14 protein-coding genes are annotated in these 16238 nt (G+C 73.6%); 4 read left to right on the top strand and 10 right to left on the bottom strand.

Translation table 11 applies throughout. The features are described 5' to 3' along the window. Positions 1-7 precede the first annotated feature (7 nt). Positions 8-988, bottom strand: coding sequence for a sulfite exporter TauE/SafE family protein (locus Sru01_RS24990; protein WP_239137718.1), 981 nt, complete (start codon positions 986-988; stop codon positions 8-10). 106 nt (positions 989-1094) lie between these two features. Between Sru01_RS24990 and Sru01_RS24985 the strand changes: the two genes are divergently transcribed. Both Sru01_RS24985 and Sru01_RS24980 read left to right on the top strand, forming a co-directional pair. After that, on the top strand, positions 1095-1517 hold the full coding sequence (locus Sru01_RS24985) for a hypothetical protein (RefSeq protein ID WP_203990320.1): 423 nt from the start codon (positions 1095-1097) through the stop codon (positions 1515-1517). Between the two features lie 176 nt (positions 1518-1693). Next, positions 1694-2149, top strand: a complete 456-nt coding sequence (locus tag Sru01_RS24980) for an Lrp/AsnC family transcriptional regulator (RefSeq protein WP_203990318.1) — start codon at positions 1694-1696, stop codon at positions 2147-2149. 13 nt (positions 2150-2162) lie between these two features. On the opposite strand, the gene Sru01_RS24975 is transcribed toward Sru01_RS24980, so the two are convergent. Both Sru01_RS24975 and Sru01_RS24970 read right to left on the bottom strand, forming a co-directional pair. After that, on the bottom strand, positions 2163-2657 hold the full coding sequence (locus tag Sru01_RS24975) for a DUF4396 domain-containing protein (RefSeq protein ID WP_203990317.1): 495 nt from the start codon (positions 2655-2657) through the stop codon (positions 2163-2165). Between the two features lie 81 nt (positions 2658-2738). After that, positions 2739-3437: an MBL fold metallo-hydrolase gene (locus tag Sru01_RS24970; RefSeq protein WP_203990316.1), complete on the bottom strand. Its 699-nt coding sequence runs from the start codon at positions 3435-3437 to the stop codon at positions 2739-2741. Positions 3438-3545: 108 nt separating this feature from the next. Here Sru01_RS24970 and Sru01_RS24965 point away from each other — a divergent pair, with 108 nt between their 5' ends. Continuing rightward, on the top strand, positions 3546-4490 hold the full coding sequence (locus Sru01_RS24965) for a LysR family transcriptional regulator (protein ID WP_203990315.1): 945 nt from the start codon (positions 3546-3548) through the stop codon (positions 4488-4490). Between the two features lie 131 nt (positions 4491-4621). Here the strand turns inward: Sru01_RS24965 and Sru01_RS24960 are convergent, their stop codons facing one another. From Sru01_RS24960 to Sru01_RS24950, 3 genes are all read right to left on the bottom strand, one after another. Continuing rightward, entirely contained in the window at positions 4622-5128 is a 507-nt protein-coding gene (locus Sru01_RS24960; protein ID WP_203990314.1) for a DinB family protein, read from the bottom strand. 116 nt (positions 5129-5244) lie between these two features. Next, positions 5245-7149, bottom strand: a complete 1905-nt coding sequence (locus Sru01_RS24955) for an alpha/beta hydrolase (RefSeq protein ID WP_203990313.1) — start codon at positions 7147-7149, stop codon at positions 5245-5247. 216 nt (positions 7150-7365) lie between these two features. Continuing rightward, a complete protein-coding gene (locus tag Sru01_RS24950; RefSeq protein ID WP_203990311.1) occupies positions 7366-9054 on the bottom strand; it encodes a sensor histidine kinase in 1689 nt (562 codons plus the stop codon). 85 nt (positions 9055-9139) lie between these two features. On the opposite strand from Sru01_RS24950, the gene Sru01_RS24945 reads away from it, so the two are divergent. Next, positions 9140-9601: a GNAT family N-acetyltransferase gene (locus Sru01_RS24945; protein ID WP_239137717.1), complete on the top strand. Its 462-nt coding sequence runs from the start codon at positions 9140-9142 to the stop codon at positions 9599-9601. Positions 9602-9658: 57 nt separating this feature from the next. Here the strand turns inward: Sru01_RS24945 and Sru01_RS24940 are convergent, their stop codons facing one another. The 4 genes from Sru01_RS24940 to Sru01_RS24925 form a co-directional block, all read right to left on the bottom strand. Beyond that, positions 9659-10999, bottom strand: coding sequence for an alpha/beta hydrolase family protein (locus tag Sru01_RS24940; RefSeq protein ID WP_203990307.1), 1341 nt, complete (start codon positions 10997-10999; stop codon positions 9659-9661). Between the two features lie 337 nt (positions 11000-11336). Continuing rightward, on the bottom strand, positions 11337-11921 hold the full coding sequence (locus Sru01_RS24935) for a mycothiol transferase (RefSeq protein ID WP_203990306.1): 585 nt from the start codon (positions 11919-11921) through the stop codon (positions 11337-11339). 67 nt (positions 11922-11988) lie between these two features. Then, complete coding sequence (locus Sru01_RS24930; protein WP_203990305.1) at positions 11989-12819, bottom strand: SAM-dependent methyltransferase; 831 nt, start codon at positions 12817-12819, stop codon at positions 11989-11991. 507 nt (positions 12820-13326) lie between these two features. Further along, positions 13327-15387, bottom strand: coding sequence for a family 43 glycosylhydrolase (locus Sru01_RS24925; RefSeq protein ID WP_203990304.1), 2061 nt, complete (start codon positions 15385-15387; stop codon positions 13327-13329). Between the last annotated feature and the right edge of the window lie 851 nt (positions 15388-16238).

The raw sequence follows: 16238 nt of genomic DNA, 5'->3' as shown, positions 1-16238 counted from the left end.
CCGGCGTCTACCGCTCCCGGGCCGGGCCGTGCGGCGCCGGGACCGCCCCCGGCCGCGACCAGGGCGAGGCGGGCAGGCCGTTGCGGGCGCGCAGGAACATCCAGACCACCGGTGCCGCCGCCAGCACCACCACCAGAATCCACGCGGTGGCCACGTTGCCGAGGCCGAACATCTTCAGCGCCGAGGCGAGCAGCACGAAGGCCAGCACCCGGCGGATCAGGCCGCCGGGGGCCCGCGAGGAGATGCGCGAGCCGAGGTAGACGCCCGGGATCGACCCGGCCAGCAGCGCCGCGGTCACCGAGAGCTGGAAATCGCCGAACAGGATGTGTCCGAGGGCCGCCGCGGCCACCAGCGGTACGGCCTGCACCAGATCGGTGCCGACGAGCTGGTTCGCCTTCAGCGCGGGGTACACCGCCAGCAGCGCGACGATGATCAGCGAGCCGGAGCCCACCGAGGTCATGCCGACCACCAGCCCGCCGACGATGCCGATCAGAATAGTAGGAATCGGGCGTACGGAAATGCCCGGCAGGTGGGTCGCGGCCGGCTCCCCGGGTTCGGCGGTGCGGCGTCCGGTCTCCGCGGTGCGCCCCTCCGCGCGGTCGCGCATGGCCAGGTAGCCGCGGACCGCCAGGCCGCCGGCGGCGATCAGCAGGGCGACGCCGAGCGCCTTCTGGATGACCGCCTGCACCTCCGCCCCGTCGCCGAGGGCGCGGGCGGCGAGCACGCCGCAGAAGGCGGCCGGGATCGACCCGGCGCACAGCCAGGCGACCAGTCGCAGGTCGACGGTGCCGCGGCGCAGGTGGACCGCGCCGCCGACCGGTTTCATCACGGCCGCCGCGACCAGGTCGCTGGAGACCGCGGTGAGCGGCGGCACGCCGAAGAACGCCACCAGCATCGGCGTCATCAGGGCGCCGCCGCCCATGCCGGTCAGCCCGACGACGACGGCGACCAGGAACGAGCCGAGCGCCATGGTGTAGTCGAAGTCCACCCTGCCAACCTAGCTAATGGATCGGAATAGTCGACTATCCGGGGAGTGCGATACCTGTAGACAGAGATAAGTAGACAATCTACAGATAGACGGCTACGCTATGACCATGGACTTGATCCGGCGATGGCCGTGGCTCCCCTCGCTGATAGCGGGCGGAGTGATCCTTGCCCTCATGCTGCTCCTCTACGCGGGGCAGCCGTTCCGTGGCATCGTCGCGGCGAGCGCCACCAACATGGCGCTGGTCGCGTTCTTCCTGATCGGCGGCATCTTCTTCGCCATCAGGGAGGCGACCGGCCAGGGCGGCTCGGCGCTGGTCCGGCCGCTGGTCGCCGGGCTGGTGCCGTTCGCCGGCTGCCTGGTGCTGGTGGTGGTGCTGCGGCAGATCTTCCTGTCCGACGAGCCGTTCTTCGAATCACTGCTGCAGGACGGCCTCGGTCGCGCCGTCATCGTGTACCCGCCGGCCGTGGTCGCCGGGTACATCGCCGAGGCGGTCAAGCGCGCGCGCCATGCGGTGGGCCCACGACGCTGAACCCCCAGCTCGGGTCCGCCCGTCCGGAGTGCGTGCGGTACTGCCCCCGTCCGCACGCGCTCGATCCCGCCCGCCGCGCAGCCAAGGTCCCCCGCCAGGCCCCCGCGGCGGGCGGGTGGGGCTCCCTGCCACCCGCAAAACTGCACTTCGGACCATTTACCGGTATCTTTCGGGGCATGCCGACCGACCAGGTGACCCTGGACGCCACCGACTGGGCGATCATCGAGGAGCTGCAGCGCGACGCGCGGCTGCCGCTCACCGAACTCGGCCGCCGGATCAACCTCAGCGCGTCGGCCACCACCGAACGGCTCCGCCGCCTGGAGGCCGCCGGGGTGGTGACCGGGTACCACGCGTTCATCGACCCGGCGAAGGTCGGCCTGCCGGTGCTCGCCGTCATCCGGCTCAAGTTCCCCGGCAGCCGCCACGAGCGGCTGCACGACCTGCTCGCCCAGCGGCGCGAGATCATCGAATGCCTGCGGGTCACCGGCGACGACTGCTACGTCATCCGGGCCGCCGCCTCCTCGATGGCGCACCTGGAACGGGTGGTGGACGAGCTCGCCGCGCTCGGCAGCACCACGACCAGCGTCGTGTACGGCGCCCCCATGCCCTACCGGGGCGTGTGCGGGCCCTGACCCCCGCGCCGGGTCATCCGTGGTGGTATTGGTGCACGACCGCGTGGCCCCGGCCGCGGGAGATCATCCATCGGTTGACCGGGGTGGTGAGCAGGAAGGCCACCAGCAGCGAGCCGGCCAGCGCCCCCCAGAACAGTACGTCGCCCAGCCCGGCGTCCATGGCGCCCGGCACCGCCACCATCACCGTGTTGTCCAGGATCTCCATGATCGCGATGGACACCGTGTCGGCGGCGAGCGCGACCTTCAGCGCGGCCCGCATCCCCACCCCGGCGCGCAGCACGCCGCGCATCGTCAGGGCGTAGCCGAAGACGAAGGCCAGCGCGATCGACAGCACGACGGTGGCCGCGTTGTGCAGGCCCGCGGTGGTGCCGATCACCATGCCGAGCACCTCGCCGATGGCGCAGCCGGTGAGGCAGTGCAGGGTGGCCTGGGCCGCCATCCGCCAGGACGTCGGCTGGTGGGCTTGTCCGGCGTGCCCGGCCGGTGCGTGGTGTCCGCCGTGGTCCATGTCCGCTCCTCGGGGTCGGCTGACCGCCATATTACCCCTAGGGGGTATATGTGCAACCGGCCGCCCCGATCGCGGCCCGGCTCAGCCGGGGAGCGCCGCCGCGACCGCGCTCAGCCGCGCGCCGGCGTCGAACACCGGCGGGCCGTGACCGACGCAGGCGACCCGCGCGTCCAGCGCGGCGAGCCGCCGGAACGAACCGAGCAGCGCCTCCCGGTCGCGGTTGAACACCCCCGGCAGCGCCTCATCGTTGACATGCGCCACCGTGTCCCCGGTGAACAGCACGCCCGGCGCGGGCAGGTGGACGGCGATGGAGCCGTCGGTGTGACCCGGCGTGGCGACGACCCGCGCTCCGCCGCCGAAGTCGATGACGTCCCCGTCGTCCAGCTCGCGGTCCACCCGGACCGGCGGCGCGGGCGGCAGCAGGTGGGCGCCGAGGCTGCGGTGCAACTCACGCTCCTCGGGGGTGAAGTCCGGCGGCGGGGCCGGAACCTCGCCACGGATCACCGGTGCCTCCAGCCGGTGGGCCAGCACCTCGACCCCGCCCCACGCGGCGAGTTCGGCCGCCCCGCCCGCGTGGTCCTCGTGGTAGTGCGTGAGCACGACGCGCCGCAGGTCCTCGCGGCGCAGGCCGAGCCGGTCGAACGCCGCGGCGAAGTCCGGGCCCGAACCGGCGATCCCGGCGTCCACCAGGGTGAGCGGTCCGCCGTCGTCCCACAGGTAGGCCTGGCCGAACTCCAACAAGATCATGTGCAGGCCGGGGGTGACCTCGACGACGTCCACGAACGCTCCCTTCGACGGTCGCACCAGCCAACCCGCCGCGGCGGGGCCCCGTCCAACGACCGGCCGGACCCGTTTGACAACCGCTGGTTGTCTTCGCAGGCTGGACGGATGGACGCCGACATCGCCGGGCTGCGGGCCTTCCTCGTCACCGCCGAGGAACTGCACTTCGGCCGGGCGAGCGCCCGCCTCTACCTCACCCAGCAGGCGCTGTCCAAGCGGGTCCGCCGCCTGGAGGACGCGCTCGGCGCGCCGCTGTTCACCCGCACCACCCGCGCCGTCGAGCTGACCCCGGCCGGGCGACGGCTGCTGCCCCGGGCCGAGGAGGCGGTGGCCGCCTTCGACGCGGCCGTCCAGGCGGTCCGCGTCACCGCCGACCCGCTGCGCGTCGACGTGTACGACGAGCGGTTCACCCCGCTGCGCATCGTCCGCGCGCTGAGCGAGCGCGACCCCGCGCTGCGGGTCGAGTCCAGCATGCGGCAGGGCCTGGCCGTGGCGCTGCCCGCGCTGCGCCGGCAGGAGATCGACGCGGCGTTCGGCCGGGTGCACGACCTGCCCGGCCCGTGGCCCGCCGAGCTCGCCCACCGGCCGGCGCACCTGGAACCCATCCACGCCTTCGTCGCCGAAGACCACCCGCTGGCCGGCCGGAGCGCGCTGACGCCCGCCGACCTGCGCGCGGCCGGCATCGCCATGCCCGACCCGGCGGGCGCCACCGAATGGCGCGGCTACCTGAGACGGTTCACCGAACGGTTCGGCATCCCGTTGCGCTTCAACGCCCCCGCGATCGGCCTCCGGCACACCGCCGAGCAGTTCCTCGCCGAACGGACCGCCGTCGGGCTCGGCGAGATGAGCATCGACATCGCCGGAAGCGGCCTGCGGCGCGTCCCGATCGTCGAGCCCACCCCGCTGATGCCGTGGTCGGTCGTCTGGCACCGGCGTAACCCGAGCCCGCTGCTGCCCCGGCTGCTGGGCCCGCTGCGCCCGCCCGCGTTCCCCGCGCCGGGCGACCCGGCCCGCTGGCTCCCCGACCCCGACCTCGGCATCACCACGCGCTGACGGACCGCCGACCCTTGGCACGCCGCCGATCCGCGGCCCATGGCGGAAAACGCCTGGAATCCGGCGGGAACCCGGCTCACGGTGTGCCCCTCCACATCGGCATGCTTTTCGGCTGAACACCAGGCCGCCGTTCAGACACCGACGGTGCCGTCGATGCCTTCCCGCAGGAGATCGGCGTGGCCGTTGTGCCGGGCGTACTCGTGGATCATGTGCAGCATGACCAGGCGCAGCGACACGTGCTCCTGCCAGCGCGGTTGGTAGGCGGTCACGTCCAGCGACTCCGCCGCCCGTTCGATCGCGCGCGCCCGCTCGACCTCGGCCCGCCAAGCCGCGAACGCCTCGGCCGAGCCGGCGCCGGTCGCGTCGTAGGCTGCCTGGTAGTCGCCATCGGCGGACCAGACCAGCGGAACGTCCTCCCCGCCGATCACCCGGCGGAACCAGGTTCGTTCCACCTCGGCCATGTGCCGCACCAGGCCCAGCAACGAGAGCGCCGACGGCGGCATGGACCGGCGGCGCAACTCCTCGTCGGACAGGCCCTCGCATTTCATGGCCAGCGTCGACCGGTGGAAATCGAGGAACGCGCGCAGCGTCTCCCGCTCACCGGCCGTCATCGGCGGCGCCTCACGCTCGGTGGTCATCAGGGTCCTTTCATCCTCCGCGGCTCGCAGCACCCGCCAGGGGTGGGGCCGGTCGCCGACGGTACGCCCCCCGCCCCGTTCGCGCACCTCGGTGCGCCACCGCGGTGCGGCGATGGTCACCGCCCGGCGACCGTGCCGGTGAAGGCCCGGCCGTCGAAGGTGCCGGAGACGGCGGTGTCCGGCGTGGCGCGGAAGGCGGGGAAGGTGAGAACCAGCCGGTGCGTCCCGGTGCCGTCCCGCACCTGCAGCCGGGCGGTGGCCGGACCTGCCTGGGCCGGCCGCGGCGGCAGCTCGATCTCGCCGGTCACCGCGAAACCGGTCACGTACTCGACGTCCGCCGGCCGGACGATGCCCGCCCGGTCGTCGAACGCCACCCGGCCGCCGCGCAGCCCTGGCTCGTCCACCAGCCACGACGGGATCGGACCATGCGGGTCGCGCCGTGCCGCCGCGTCCAGCACGGTGGCGATGGCGGCGGCGACGGTCACCCGCTGCCGCCGGTCGAGGCCGGGGACGCGGGCCGGCCGCAGCCCCGCCGCGCCGCGCGGGTAGGTGCCGATGGCGGCGTAGCTCGCCCGGTCGCAGCGCGGCGTGCCCTGGAAGGCGGCCGGATCGGCGAGGAACTCGCGCGTCGCCGCACGGACGCACCCGTCCACCGCGGGACCGGTGGTCAGGTTGTGGCCCCCGAAACGGACCCGGGAAACGGTGGCTCCGAAGCGCTCCGCCACCCGGCCGGCTTCGGCCGGTGTGGTCGAGTCGAAGTCCCCGGCGAGCACCAGCGCCGGCACGTACCGCAGCCGGGCGTCCGGCGGCACCGGCGGGTCCGCCGGCGGCGCCGGCCAGCCGGCGCAGATCTCCTGCCACCCGGACGCCTTACCGCCGAGGTCGCCGAGCGTGAACGGCCGGTAGGGCCGTTCGGTCGCGTAGTAGCGGTCCAGCTGGGCCCGCCGCTCGTCCGGCGAGGCCGTCCAGTCGAACGGGAAGGACGAGTCGGCGCACCGGTGGGCGACGACGCCGGCCAGTTCCGCGCCACGCGCCGGCCCGCTCGGGATCCCGTCGATCATCGCCGCCAGCCGGCGCAACGGGGCCGGGTCGCCGGCCAGGTACGCGGCGACCGCCGCGTTGATCTCCCGGCCGACCACTGGCACCGACACACTGTGCAGCAGCGCCAGGAGTGACAGCGGACGCACCGCCGGATCCGGCTGCCCGCGCAGCCGGCCGACCAGGTGGGCGAAGGTCCCGGCCGGGTCTCCGGGCAGCCGCCGGCAGGCGGCCGAGCTCGCGCAGGCGACCGCCAGGTGCTCGGTCCGTACCGGGTCGGGATCGGCGACCCGGCCGTCCGCGCCGGTGAGCACCACGCTGTCCAGCAGCACCCCGGCCAGCGCCTCGGGGTGACGGGCCGCGTAGGCCTGGGCCGACAGCGTGCCGTAGGAGATGCCGTAGTACGTCACCTTCGGCACGCCGAGCGCGGCACGCACCGCGTCCTGATCGGCCACGGTCTGGCCGGCGGTGTGGAACGCGGCCCGCGGGCCCAGGTGCCCGGCGCACGCCCGGACGCTCTCCGGGCGCTCCAGGTCGAGGTCGGGGCAGGTGAGCGGGCTGGACAGGCCGAGGCCGCGTGGCTCGACGACCAGGAGGTTCTGCCGGTCGAGCACCGGCCCGAGCGCCTCGGCCAGCGCGGGCACCGCGGGCAGTGCGGGGCCCGGCCCGCCGGGGTCGGCGAGCACGGTCCCGGCGGCGGGCCGGGAGAGGTCCTTCCTGGGCAGCCAGGTGAACGCCACGGTGATCCGCTCCGACCGCGGATCCGTCCGGTCCAGCGGCACCTCGATCCGCCCGTCACACCTCGTCGTCGCCGCCGCGCAGGGGTGGGCTTCGCCGGGCGGCGACACCGGGGCGTTCCCTGCCGGAACGGAGCCGCCGGCCGGGCCGGTGGCCGTGGTCCACGTGGGGAGCGTCCCGCAGGCCATCATGGCGGCGAGCGCCGCACCCGCCTGCCGGATCGCTGATGTTCGTCTCGTGTCCATGCATCCAGGTTCCGCCGCCCGCCCGGCCCGGTCCTCGGCCTGGCGGACGGTTTCCGACCGGGACCGCGGCACCACCGCACCCGCCGGGTGGGAGCACGGTCCCAGGGCGGCCCGGCCCGCCGGGCGGCCGGCGGCCGGTCGTACCCGCCGGCACCCGCCGGCGGCAGGGCCGGCAGCGGAACCGAGCCGGCGCGGATCGTCCGGGCGGCACCGCGGTCACCGCTCGTCCTGCCGCCGGACCGGTTCACTCGCGGCCGGTTCGCCGGCGGCCGGTTCGCTCATGACCTGTTCCGCCGCGACCGGTTCGATGGTGACCGGTTCGGCCGTCCCCGGCTCCGGTCCGGCGGGTGAGGTGGCGACGGCACCGGGCGGGGGGTCGCCGGGCAGCGGGATGCGCGCGTGCACCCGGAAGCCCCCGCCGGGTACCGGTCCGGCCGCCAGCCGGCCGCCGCAGAGTGTCACCCGTTCCCGCATGCCGCCCAGCCCGAAACCGCCCAGCCCGAAACCGCCCGGTCCTGAACCGCCGGGTTCGATGTGGCCGGGTCCGAATGCACCCGGTGTGAGGTCGCCCGGTCTCGCGTCGCCCGGTGCGGACCCGTTCCCGCGCGCCGCGAGGCCGGGTCCGGGTCCGGGTCCGGGTCCGGTGGGTATGTTCCTGGGCGCCGTGACGTCAGGTGCCGGTCCGGCGGGTACGTTCCCGCGCGCCGTGACGTCAGGTGCCGGTCGTACGTTCCCGCGCGCCGCGATCCCGTCCGCCGCCGCGCCACCCGGCGTGGCCCTATCGGCCGTCGCGTCCGGCATGGCTCCGCCGGCCGGGTGGCCCCGGGTGGATCCGCCGGGTGCCGGTACGCCGTCACGCCGCGCGCTACCGCCGTCGACGACCTCCACCTCGATCTCGGCCGGCCGGTGGTCGATCCGCACCCGTACCGCGGCGCCCGGCGCGTGCTTGCGGGCGTTGGTCAGCGACTCCTGGACGACCCGGTAGACGGCGTGGTCCACCGCGGTGGGCAGCGGCCGGTTCTCGCCGGTCACCTCCAGGGTGACCCGCTGGCCCGCCGCCCGGGCCCGCCCGGCCAGCTCCGGCAGGTCCGCGGTCCGGTGGGCCGGGACGCCACCGCCGTCCCCGGCCGTGCCGCCCGGACCGGTGCTCTCGTCCGCGCGCAGCACGTGCAGCAGTTGCCGCATCTCCGCCAGCGCGGCCCGGCCGGCGTTCTCCGCGTCCCGCAGCGCGGCCTCGGCGGTCCCGGTGTCGCGGGTCATGGTGGTACGCGCCGCGCCGATGAGCACCTGCATCGTGCTGATGTTGTGCGCCACCACATCGTGCAGCTCGCGGGCGATGCGGCGCCGCTCGGTCCGGACGATCTCCTCGGCCAGCGCCGTCTGCTTGCGCCTGGCGTTCTCCTCGCGCAGCAGCAGCAGGCGACCGCCGCCGACCAGCAGCAGCGGTACGAACCAGCCGAGCGAACCGGTGTCGCGCATCGGCGGCCCGGTGAACAGCGCGATGACGGCCGCCACCGCGGTGTAGAACACCGCCGCCGCCCACGCCGCCGCCCAGGCCGCCCGGGGACGGCCGTACCGGCCGGCGGAGTAGAAGGCGATCATCGCCTGGAACGCGTAGCCCTTCCAGCCGGTCAGCGCGACGACCAGGCAGTCGCATGCCACGGTGACGGCCACGACGGCCAGCGGCCGGCCGCGCCGCCACAGCAGGGCCGTGGAGGACACGGTGAAGCACAGCACGAGCACGGCCGACCGTGAGCCCGCCGACATCCGGTCCTGGGCGAACGCGGCGGCCAGATAGAGGGCCCAGGTGCCGAGCGCGAGCAGCACGTCGATGATCCGCGCCCGCCGGCCGGCCGGAGGTGCCGCCGGCGACCGGGCCGAGACCGGCGTATCTCCCTGAGTCATAGGAAACCAGCATTTCAGAGACGACGAGCATCCGGCGGTCTAGTGACGGCGGAAACGTCGGTGGCGGATGCCAGGATCGGCCGGTATGAGCGACGAGGATGTGCGGTTGCGCGACGTGCTGGAGTCGGACCTCGAGGTGTTCTTCCAGCAGGAGCAGGATCCCGAGGCGGTGCGGCGGTCGAGGTTCCCGGCCCGGGAGCGCGAGGCGTTCATGACGCACTGGACCACCCGCATTCTGGCCGGCAATCCCGACGGCCGGGCGCGGGCGGTCACCGTCGGCGGCGAGCCGGTCGGCCACATCGTCGCCTGGTGGGAAGGGGAGCGGCGGTCCGTCGGCTACTGGCTCGGGCGCGAATACCGGGGCCGCGGCGTCGGCACCCGCGCGCTGCGGCTCTTCCTGGCCGAGGAGAAGACCCGCCCGCTGTACGCCGATCCGTACGTGGGCAACACCGCGTCGGTCCGGCTGCTGGAGCGGCTCGGTTTCCGGCACGCCGGCACCCTCCGGCACGGCACGGACGAACACCTGCTGCTGGTCCTGGACGCCTAGCCGACCCGCGCCTGGCCGGCCCGCGCCGGCGCGGCACGGGCCGGGGTTAGCTCGGGGTCACCCGCAGGTCCCGGCGCCGGGGGCGCAGAACCGGACCTCGGGATGGCGTCGTGCGGGGCCGTCGAGCAGGGGCTGCGCACGGCCGCGCAGGTGCAGGTCGGTGAACGCCCGGACATACCTTCGGGTGATCTCGACCGAGCGGGTCCCGGTGAGCTCGCCGCCGAGGTCGACGCCGATCTGCCGGGCCAGCATGTCGTAGTCGGTGAACGACGCGTGCACCGACCCGGCCACCACCAGCCAGCGCTTCCAGCCGGTCAGCCGCCGCCAGTCGCGGTCCCAACTCGGGTCCTCGCCGCCGGGCGCGTGCGCCGGCTGTCCCATGAACATGAACGGCCGGTCGAGCCCGGATGCCGGGATGGGCGCGAACATGGTGCCGTCCAGGTTGATCCCGGCGCGCACCCGCGGGTCGGCCAGCATGGTCGCCGGCGCGCTCGCGCCGCCGATGGAACTGCCCGCCATCGCGATCCGGGACCGGTCGATCAGCGTGCCGCCCGGCCACCGCGAGTGCGGGCCGGTCAGCTCGTCGAGGACGAAGGAGACGTCGGCCGCCCGGCCCCGGACCACCTTCGCGCCGAAGTCCTCCTCGGACTCGATGGAGCAGGCGGCGCAGGTGGCGACCCGGCCGCCGGGGAACGTGGTGGTGAAGGACTCGTAGGTGTGGTCGATGCCCGCCACCACGTATCCGTGGCTCGCCAGGTCCTCGGCCAGCGCGGTGAGCGAGCTGCGCGGCCAGGTGAACCCGGGGGACAGCACCACCAGCGGCAGGCCGTGCCGGCGTCCGGCCGGCCGCGCGTCGGCGACGGCGTGTGTCCGAGTCCGGCTCAGCGCGTCCGGCGGCACGCCGGTGACCCCGGTGCCGGCCAGGACGAGTTCCGACTCCTTGGCGGTCATGTACGGGGCCGGGTGCCCGGTCCGCGAGGCGGCTGGATACCACAGGGAGACCATCAGCTCCCGATTGCCGGCCGCGGGCACCCACGGGTCGGGGCGCGAGGTGTCGGTCAGGTGCAGGGAGGTGGTCCCGACCGGCCGGGGACCGGTGGGCGCGGGAAGGTAGGGGCGGATCCGCGGGTCTTCGCCGGGCACCGGAGCGGGCACCGGCGTCCGGGACGGCGCCCCGGCGGGTGCGGGCGCGGCCGGCGAAGACGCGGCCGGCGTAGAGGCGGCCGGGGAAGGCGCGGCCGGGGAAGGCGTGCCGGACCCGGCGGCGGCTGCCGGAGCCGGGACGGTGGCGGCGAGCAGCGCGGCCAGCCCGGCGACGGCCGCCAGGCCCGCGCCGAGCGGTGCCCGCCTGGTCCGGCGGAGCGGGACGGCGGGGGGATGATCGTTCTTGTCGGACATGCAGTCGATCTTGCGGCCGGCACGCAGGCCCGGACATCGGCCGAAGGTATGACGGACCGCGTCGCCCGCCGTACTTTCCGCCGGTTCCGCGCCCTGCCTGGCGCGCGCGGCGAGCACACCGACGTGCCGGCCGGCGACTTCGGGGCCGGCCGGCACGCGATCGGCCACCCGTTCGGCCTTGCCAGGCCGCGCGGGCCTTACCAGGCCGGCCCGGTCATGCCGAGCCGAGCCGTACCAGGCGAGCCGTGCCAGGGCGGGGCGGGCGTCGCCGGGCCGGGCTGGACCTTGCAAGGGAGGGGCGGCCTCGCCTGGGTGAGGCGCCGGGCGGCGCCGGCCTTCACCTTCCGGGCCGCCAGTGGCCGGACTTCGGGCGCCAGCCGGGCGGCGGATCCTCGCCGGTGCGGCCGTCCACCGCCTCGCGCAGCAGGTCGGCGTGCCCGGTGTGCCGGCCGTACTCCTCGATCAGGTCGCAGACGAGCCGGCGCAGACTCACGTGCCGGCCGTCGGGCATGGCGACGGCCGTGAGCTGGTCGAGACCGCCGGCGTCCAGCGCCGCACCGAGCGTGGCGCGGGAGCGCTCGACGGCCTCGTCCCAGAACGCGTACAGCCGCTCGGGAGTGTCTCCGGCGGCGGAGGTGAACGGCCACTCGTGGTCGCCTTCGTCGTCACCGGTGTGCCACGGCGCGCCGAGCGGTTCACCGTGCAGCCTCACGGTGAACGTGTGATCCTCCACCACGGCCAGGTGCTTGAGCAGGGCACCGAGGGTCAGCGCGGAGGCGCCGACCCGGGTGTCCAGCCCCGCGGCGTCCAGGCCGTCGGCCTTCCAGCGGAAGGTGGCGCGCAGCCGTTCCAGCGCGCCGACCAGGTGTTCGGTCTCGTCGCCGGCGAGCGGCGGCTCCCACGGAGTCTCCAGATCGGTCATCGGGCCAACGTAGCCGGTGGCACCGACGGTCCGGATCCGGGTATCCGCGGCCCCTGCCCGGCGCGGGTCAGGGCTTGACCGCGATACCGCCGTAGGCCCAGGCGTGACCGCCTTCGATGGGCTCCTGGTACTCGTCGGGGGCCGGACGCCAGGTGACCACCTCGACCATGCCGGGGTCGATCAGCCGCCAGCCGTCGAAGAACCGGATCACCTCGTCGTGCGTGCGGGGGACCATGGGGGCCGCGCCCTTCTCGTACGGCTTCTTGAACCCGTCCTTGTCGACATCCGGCGCGAAGTCGAACGTGATGTGCGACAGCAGCAGGTGACTACCCGAGGGCACGGCCGCCTTGACCTGTTCCACCAGCCCGTGTGGATCCTCCTCGTCGGTGAGGAAGTGCAGCATGCCGGCCAGGATGACGCCCACCGGACGGTCGAAGTCGATGACGGCCCGGACGTCGGGGTGGGTGAGGATCTCCGCCGGGCGCCGCAGGTCGGCCTCGATGACCGTGGTCATCCCGGTGGGGGTCCCGGTCAGCAGGGCCCGCCCGTGCACCAGCACGATCGGGTCGTTGTCCACGTAGGCGACCCGGGCCCGCGGGTCGATCTCCTGCGCGATCTCGTGCGTGTTGCCCTGGGTGGGGATGCCGGTGCCGATGTCGAGGAACTGGTCGATGCCGGCCTCGGCGGCGAGGTGGCGCACCGCCCGGCGCAGGAAGGCCCGGTGCGCGCGGACGCCGGCCCGGATACCTGGGGAGTATTTGGCGAGTTCATCGGCCGCCGCCCGGTCGGCGGCGAAGTTGTCCTTGCCGCCCAGCAGATAGTCGTAGATCCGGGCCGGGTGCGGGATATGGGGATTGAGGCGCCGGGCCGATGCGTCATCGATATCCGGCTCCGCCATGTCTGACATCGTCGCTCCCTCGCCATTCCCGCGTTGTTACCGCTCTCACTTTATAGAGCGGCCGGCGGTGGGAAGAGGCTGCCTGCCCCCTGTTTTATGGATAAAGGCCGATTTAGCGCTACTTCGATTGATAAAGCGCCAGGTCAGCGGCGTGAAGCGCCGGCCAGGCCGGGTCGCCCGTCCGGATCCGCGGAATGTGCGATGCCGGTGCGGTGCGGTGCGATGCGATGCCGGTGCGGTGCCGGCCGGGTGCGAGCGCCGGCCGGGTGCGAGCGCCGGCCGGGTGGCGGACCCGGTTCCACCCGGCCGGCGTGGCATCCGGCGAGCGCGGCACGCCGGTCGGATCCCGGGCCGCCGGCGCCTTGGCCGGCGGCCCGGGACGTCCGTCCGGCCCGTCGCACCGCCGGGGACGGGCGCCGGGCACCGCGAGGGTCCACCCGGCGGATCCGGGCCGACGGCCCCGGGGAATGGCGGGCCGGCCTTCCCCGAGGTCGCCGGCGATCCAGGTCAGGGCGTCGTCATGTCGAACCGGCTGACGCCGACCGAGCCGCCCAGTGACTGCGTCGCGTAGTTGAAGATGGCATATCGGTAGCCCATGAAGAACTGCCAGGCGTTGCCGAGCGTGAAGCCGGAACCGAGCGAGGTGAAGTTGGTTCCGTCGGTGCTGTAGGAGAAGCGGGCCTGCCTGCCGGAGCCGGGACGGATGTCGGCGTTGACCCGGAGCCAGATCCGCCCGCCGGAGATCGGCGCGCTCGCCACCTCGGTACCGGTGCCGGTGGTCTGCCAGCTGCTGTTCATGGTGAGGCCGTTGGTCATCACCACCCGGTTCTGCCCGTTGTCGCGTCTGACGCCGATCCAGGCGGAGGAGTCACGCAACATCGCCAGTCCCGCCCGGTCGCCGTCCCGCATCGTCGAGTAGTCCAGCTGGATGGTCGCGGTGGACGTCGGCCCCTGGATACGGCGGGTCAGGGTGTTGCGCGCCGAGTACAGGTCATTGGTCACCGTCGCGGTCTGCAGCCGCAGGCCGTTGTTGACCGTGTACTTGGTGGTGTCGGGGTTGTGGTTCCATTCCCACTCGTGGCCGAGGCTGGTGCCGGCGAAGGTGTCGGTCCCGATCGGGGCCTTCACCTGGCGCGGCGGCCGCGGCACGTTCGGGTAGGGGTAGTTCACGCCCCAGCCGCCGTTGACCGTCTGAATCTCGGGCCAGCCGTCAGAGGTCCAGTTGATCGGGGCGAGGACCGGGATCCGACCGCCCGGGTAGGCGTCCACGAACGCCATGTAGTACCAGGCGCCGTTCTGGGTCTGCACCAGGCCGCCCTGGTGCGGGATGCCGCCACCGGAGACCGGGGTCGGCATGTTCAGCAGCACCTGCCGCAGGGTGTACGGGCCGAACGGGCCGTTGGTGGACTTCAGCACGTACTGACCGTTGGCGGGCTTGGTGAGGAAGATGTAGTAGTTCCCGTTCCGCTTGTACATCCGCGACCCTTCCAGGGTGCCGATGTTGGACGGGGTGGAGAAGACCTGCTGGCTGCGCACCTCGGACTTGCCGTCGGCCGACAGCTGGGCCACGCTGATCTGCGTGTTGCCGTAGGCGACGTACATGGTGTCGTCGTCGTCCACGAGCAGTCCGGCGTCGTAGTAGCACTTGTTGATCGTGGTGTGCCGGTTCCACGGGCCTTCGACGGCGGTGGCGGCGTAGATGTAGGTCTTGCTGAAGTCGATGCAGCCGCCCCAGTAGAACGTCTTGTTGCTCTTGCGGTAGTTCAGGAACGACGCCCAAATCCCGTTGACGTAACCGCGGCCGCCGTTCATGTCGTACTTGTTGCCGAAGTCCAACTTGGGCACCGAGTGGCCGGCGTATTCCCAGTTGACCAGGTCATAGGAGCGCAGGACCGGCGCGCCGGGGGAGTAGTGCATCGTGGAGGCCGAGTAGTAGTAGGTGTCGTCCACCCGGAAGATGTCGATGTCGGCGAGGTCCTGCCACAGCACCGGGTTGGAGTACTGCGACGACGGCGGCCACGGGCCGCCCGGCGACGGGCTCGGGCTGGGCGACGGGCTGGGCGACGGGCTCGGGCTGGGCGACGGGCTCGGCGACGGGCTGGGCGACGGGCTCGGGCTGGGCGACGGGCTCGGGCTGGGTGAGGGGCCGGGGCCGGTGTCGCCGGTGCAGGTGGTGCCGTTCAGCGCGAAGGAGGTGGGGACGGGGTTGCTGCCGTTCCAGGAGGCGTTGAAGCCGAACTCGGTGCTGGCGCCGGTGCCCAGGCTGCCGTTGTAGGAGACGTTGGTGGCGGTCACCGCGGCGCCGGACTGGGTGTGGGTGGCGTTCCAGATCTGGCTGATCTGCTGTCCGGCGCCGAAGGACCAGGTGAGCCGCCAGCCGTTGATCGCGTCACCCAGATTTGTGATCTTGACGCTGGCGCCGAAGCCGCCGCCCCACTGGCTGGACACCGTGTAGTCCACACGGCATCCGGCGGCCGCCTGGGCCGAGCCGCCGCTCAGCACTCCCAGCGCGCTGAGCGCGGCGGCCGTGGTGACCGCGAGCCAGCGCCGATGTCGGGTAAAACGCACGAAATCCTCCAGAAGGTAATGGCCGGCGCCGCGACACAGGCGGCGCGGCCTCGCTGCTCTCGGTCACCAGAGCCGATGACGGTCAGTGCCACCCGGCCCCGGTGGTCACGGGCCGGGTGGTGCGACGACGATGGCGCCTCCGGGGAGGGGCGTCGCCGGAGCCGGTCGCCGGGGTCGGCGAAGCGGCGGTGGCCGTCCGGGCCGCCATCAGCGGGCTCGCCGCCACCGCCGCGGGGGCGATGGCCGCCGAGCCGGCTCGGAGCCCTCGTCTCACGCCGAGTTCCTCTCGTCATCGCGAATTTCCGGACCGCCCTTACGGCCGGAGGGGGCGCCGCCCGGTCTGCTGTGAGCGTTAACAAGCAACCCTGGCGCGTGCCCCTCTCCGCCGGACGACATGAAGGTGGTGGTGCGGCGGAGCAAATACGACCGGGTGAAGTTCCGTCAAGACCGCGACGTCCGGCCGATCCGGCGCCCGTTCCGGGGTGCGTCCCTCAGCAGCTTCGACGAAGATGGCGCCCGATCCGTACACCGGCCGGATACTGAAAGTTTCAGCAGGCAGTCCCGCGAGGGCCGGCTCGTCACCCCGGGTTCGCCGGTCGAAAACGAGTGCGGCGCCCACCGGCGGAAACTTTCGTCACCGGCTCCGACGTCGGTCCAGTTGACCGGTGCCGGCCACCGGCGACCGGATCGAAACGATCAGGGCGCGGCTTGACAGGATTTCCGGGCCGTTTCCAGACTGAGTGCCGAGCGGCCTCCCCTGCCGGATTCGGTGGTGCGCGGCGGGAGCCGCGTTACGTGGCGTGACCCGTCCCCGGGCCGGGCCCGCTCTCGCGGGCGTCTTCGGTCCCGCA

The organism is Sphaerisporangium rufum (assembly GCF_016863395.1).
Taxonomy (GTDB): Bacteria; Actinomycetota; Actinomycetes; order Streptosporangiales; family Streptosporangiaceae; genus Sphaerisporangium; species Sphaerisporangium rufum.
This window is presented reverse-complemented; position numbering and strand designations above follow the sequence as displayed.

What these genes read in the sequence shown, in the direction of transcription:
- Sru01_RS24965 (WP_203990315.1), top strand. Translation starts at nt 3,546, where the DNA reads ATGGACGCCGACATCGCCGGGCTGCGGGCCTTCCTCGTCACCGCCGAG.
- Sru01_RS24930 (WP_203990305.1), bottom strand. Translation starts at nt 12,819, where the DNA reads ATGGCGGAGCCGGATATCGATGACGCATCGGCCCGGCGCCTCAATCCC.
- Sru01_RS24955 (WP_203990313.1), bottom strand. Translation starts at nt 7,149, where the DNA reads ATGGACACGAGACGAACATCAGCGATCCGGCAGGCGGGTGCGGCGCTC.
- Sru01_RS24950 (WP_203990311.1), bottom strand. Translation starts at nt 9,054, where the DNA reads ATGACTCAGGGAGATACGCCGGTCTCGGCCCGGTCGCCGGCGGCACCT.
- Sru01_RS24985 (WP_203990320.1), top strand. Translation starts at nt 1,095, where the DNA reads ATGGACTTGATCCGGCGATGGCCGTGGCTCCCCTCGCTGATAGCGGGC.
- Sru01_RS24960 (WP_203990314.1), bottom strand. Translation starts at nt 5,128, where the DNA reads ATGACCACCGAGCGTGAGGCGCCGCCGATGACGGCCGGTGAGCGGGAG.
- Sru01_RS24935 (WP_203990306.1), bottom strand. Translation starts at nt 11,921, where the DNA reads ATGACCGATCTGGAGACTCCGTGGGAGCCGCCGCTCGCCGGCGACGAG.
- Sru01_RS24980 (WP_203990318.1), top strand. Translation starts at nt 1,694, where the DNA reads ATGCCGACCGACCAGGTGACCCTGGACGCCACCGACTGGGCGATCATC.
- Sru01_RS24940 (WP_203990307.1), bottom strand. Translation starts at nt 10,999, where the DNA reads ATGTCCGACAAGAACGATCATCCCCCCGCCGTCCCGCTCCGCCGGACC.
- Sru01_RS24945 (WP_239137717.1), top strand. Translation starts at nt 9,140, where the DNA reads ATGAGCGACGAGGATGTGCGGTTGCGCGACGTGCTGGAGTCGGACCTC.
- Sru01_RS24975 (WP_203990317.1), bottom strand. Translation starts at nt 2,657, where the DNA reads ATGGACCACGGCGGACACCACGCACCGGCCGGGCACGCCGGACAAGCC.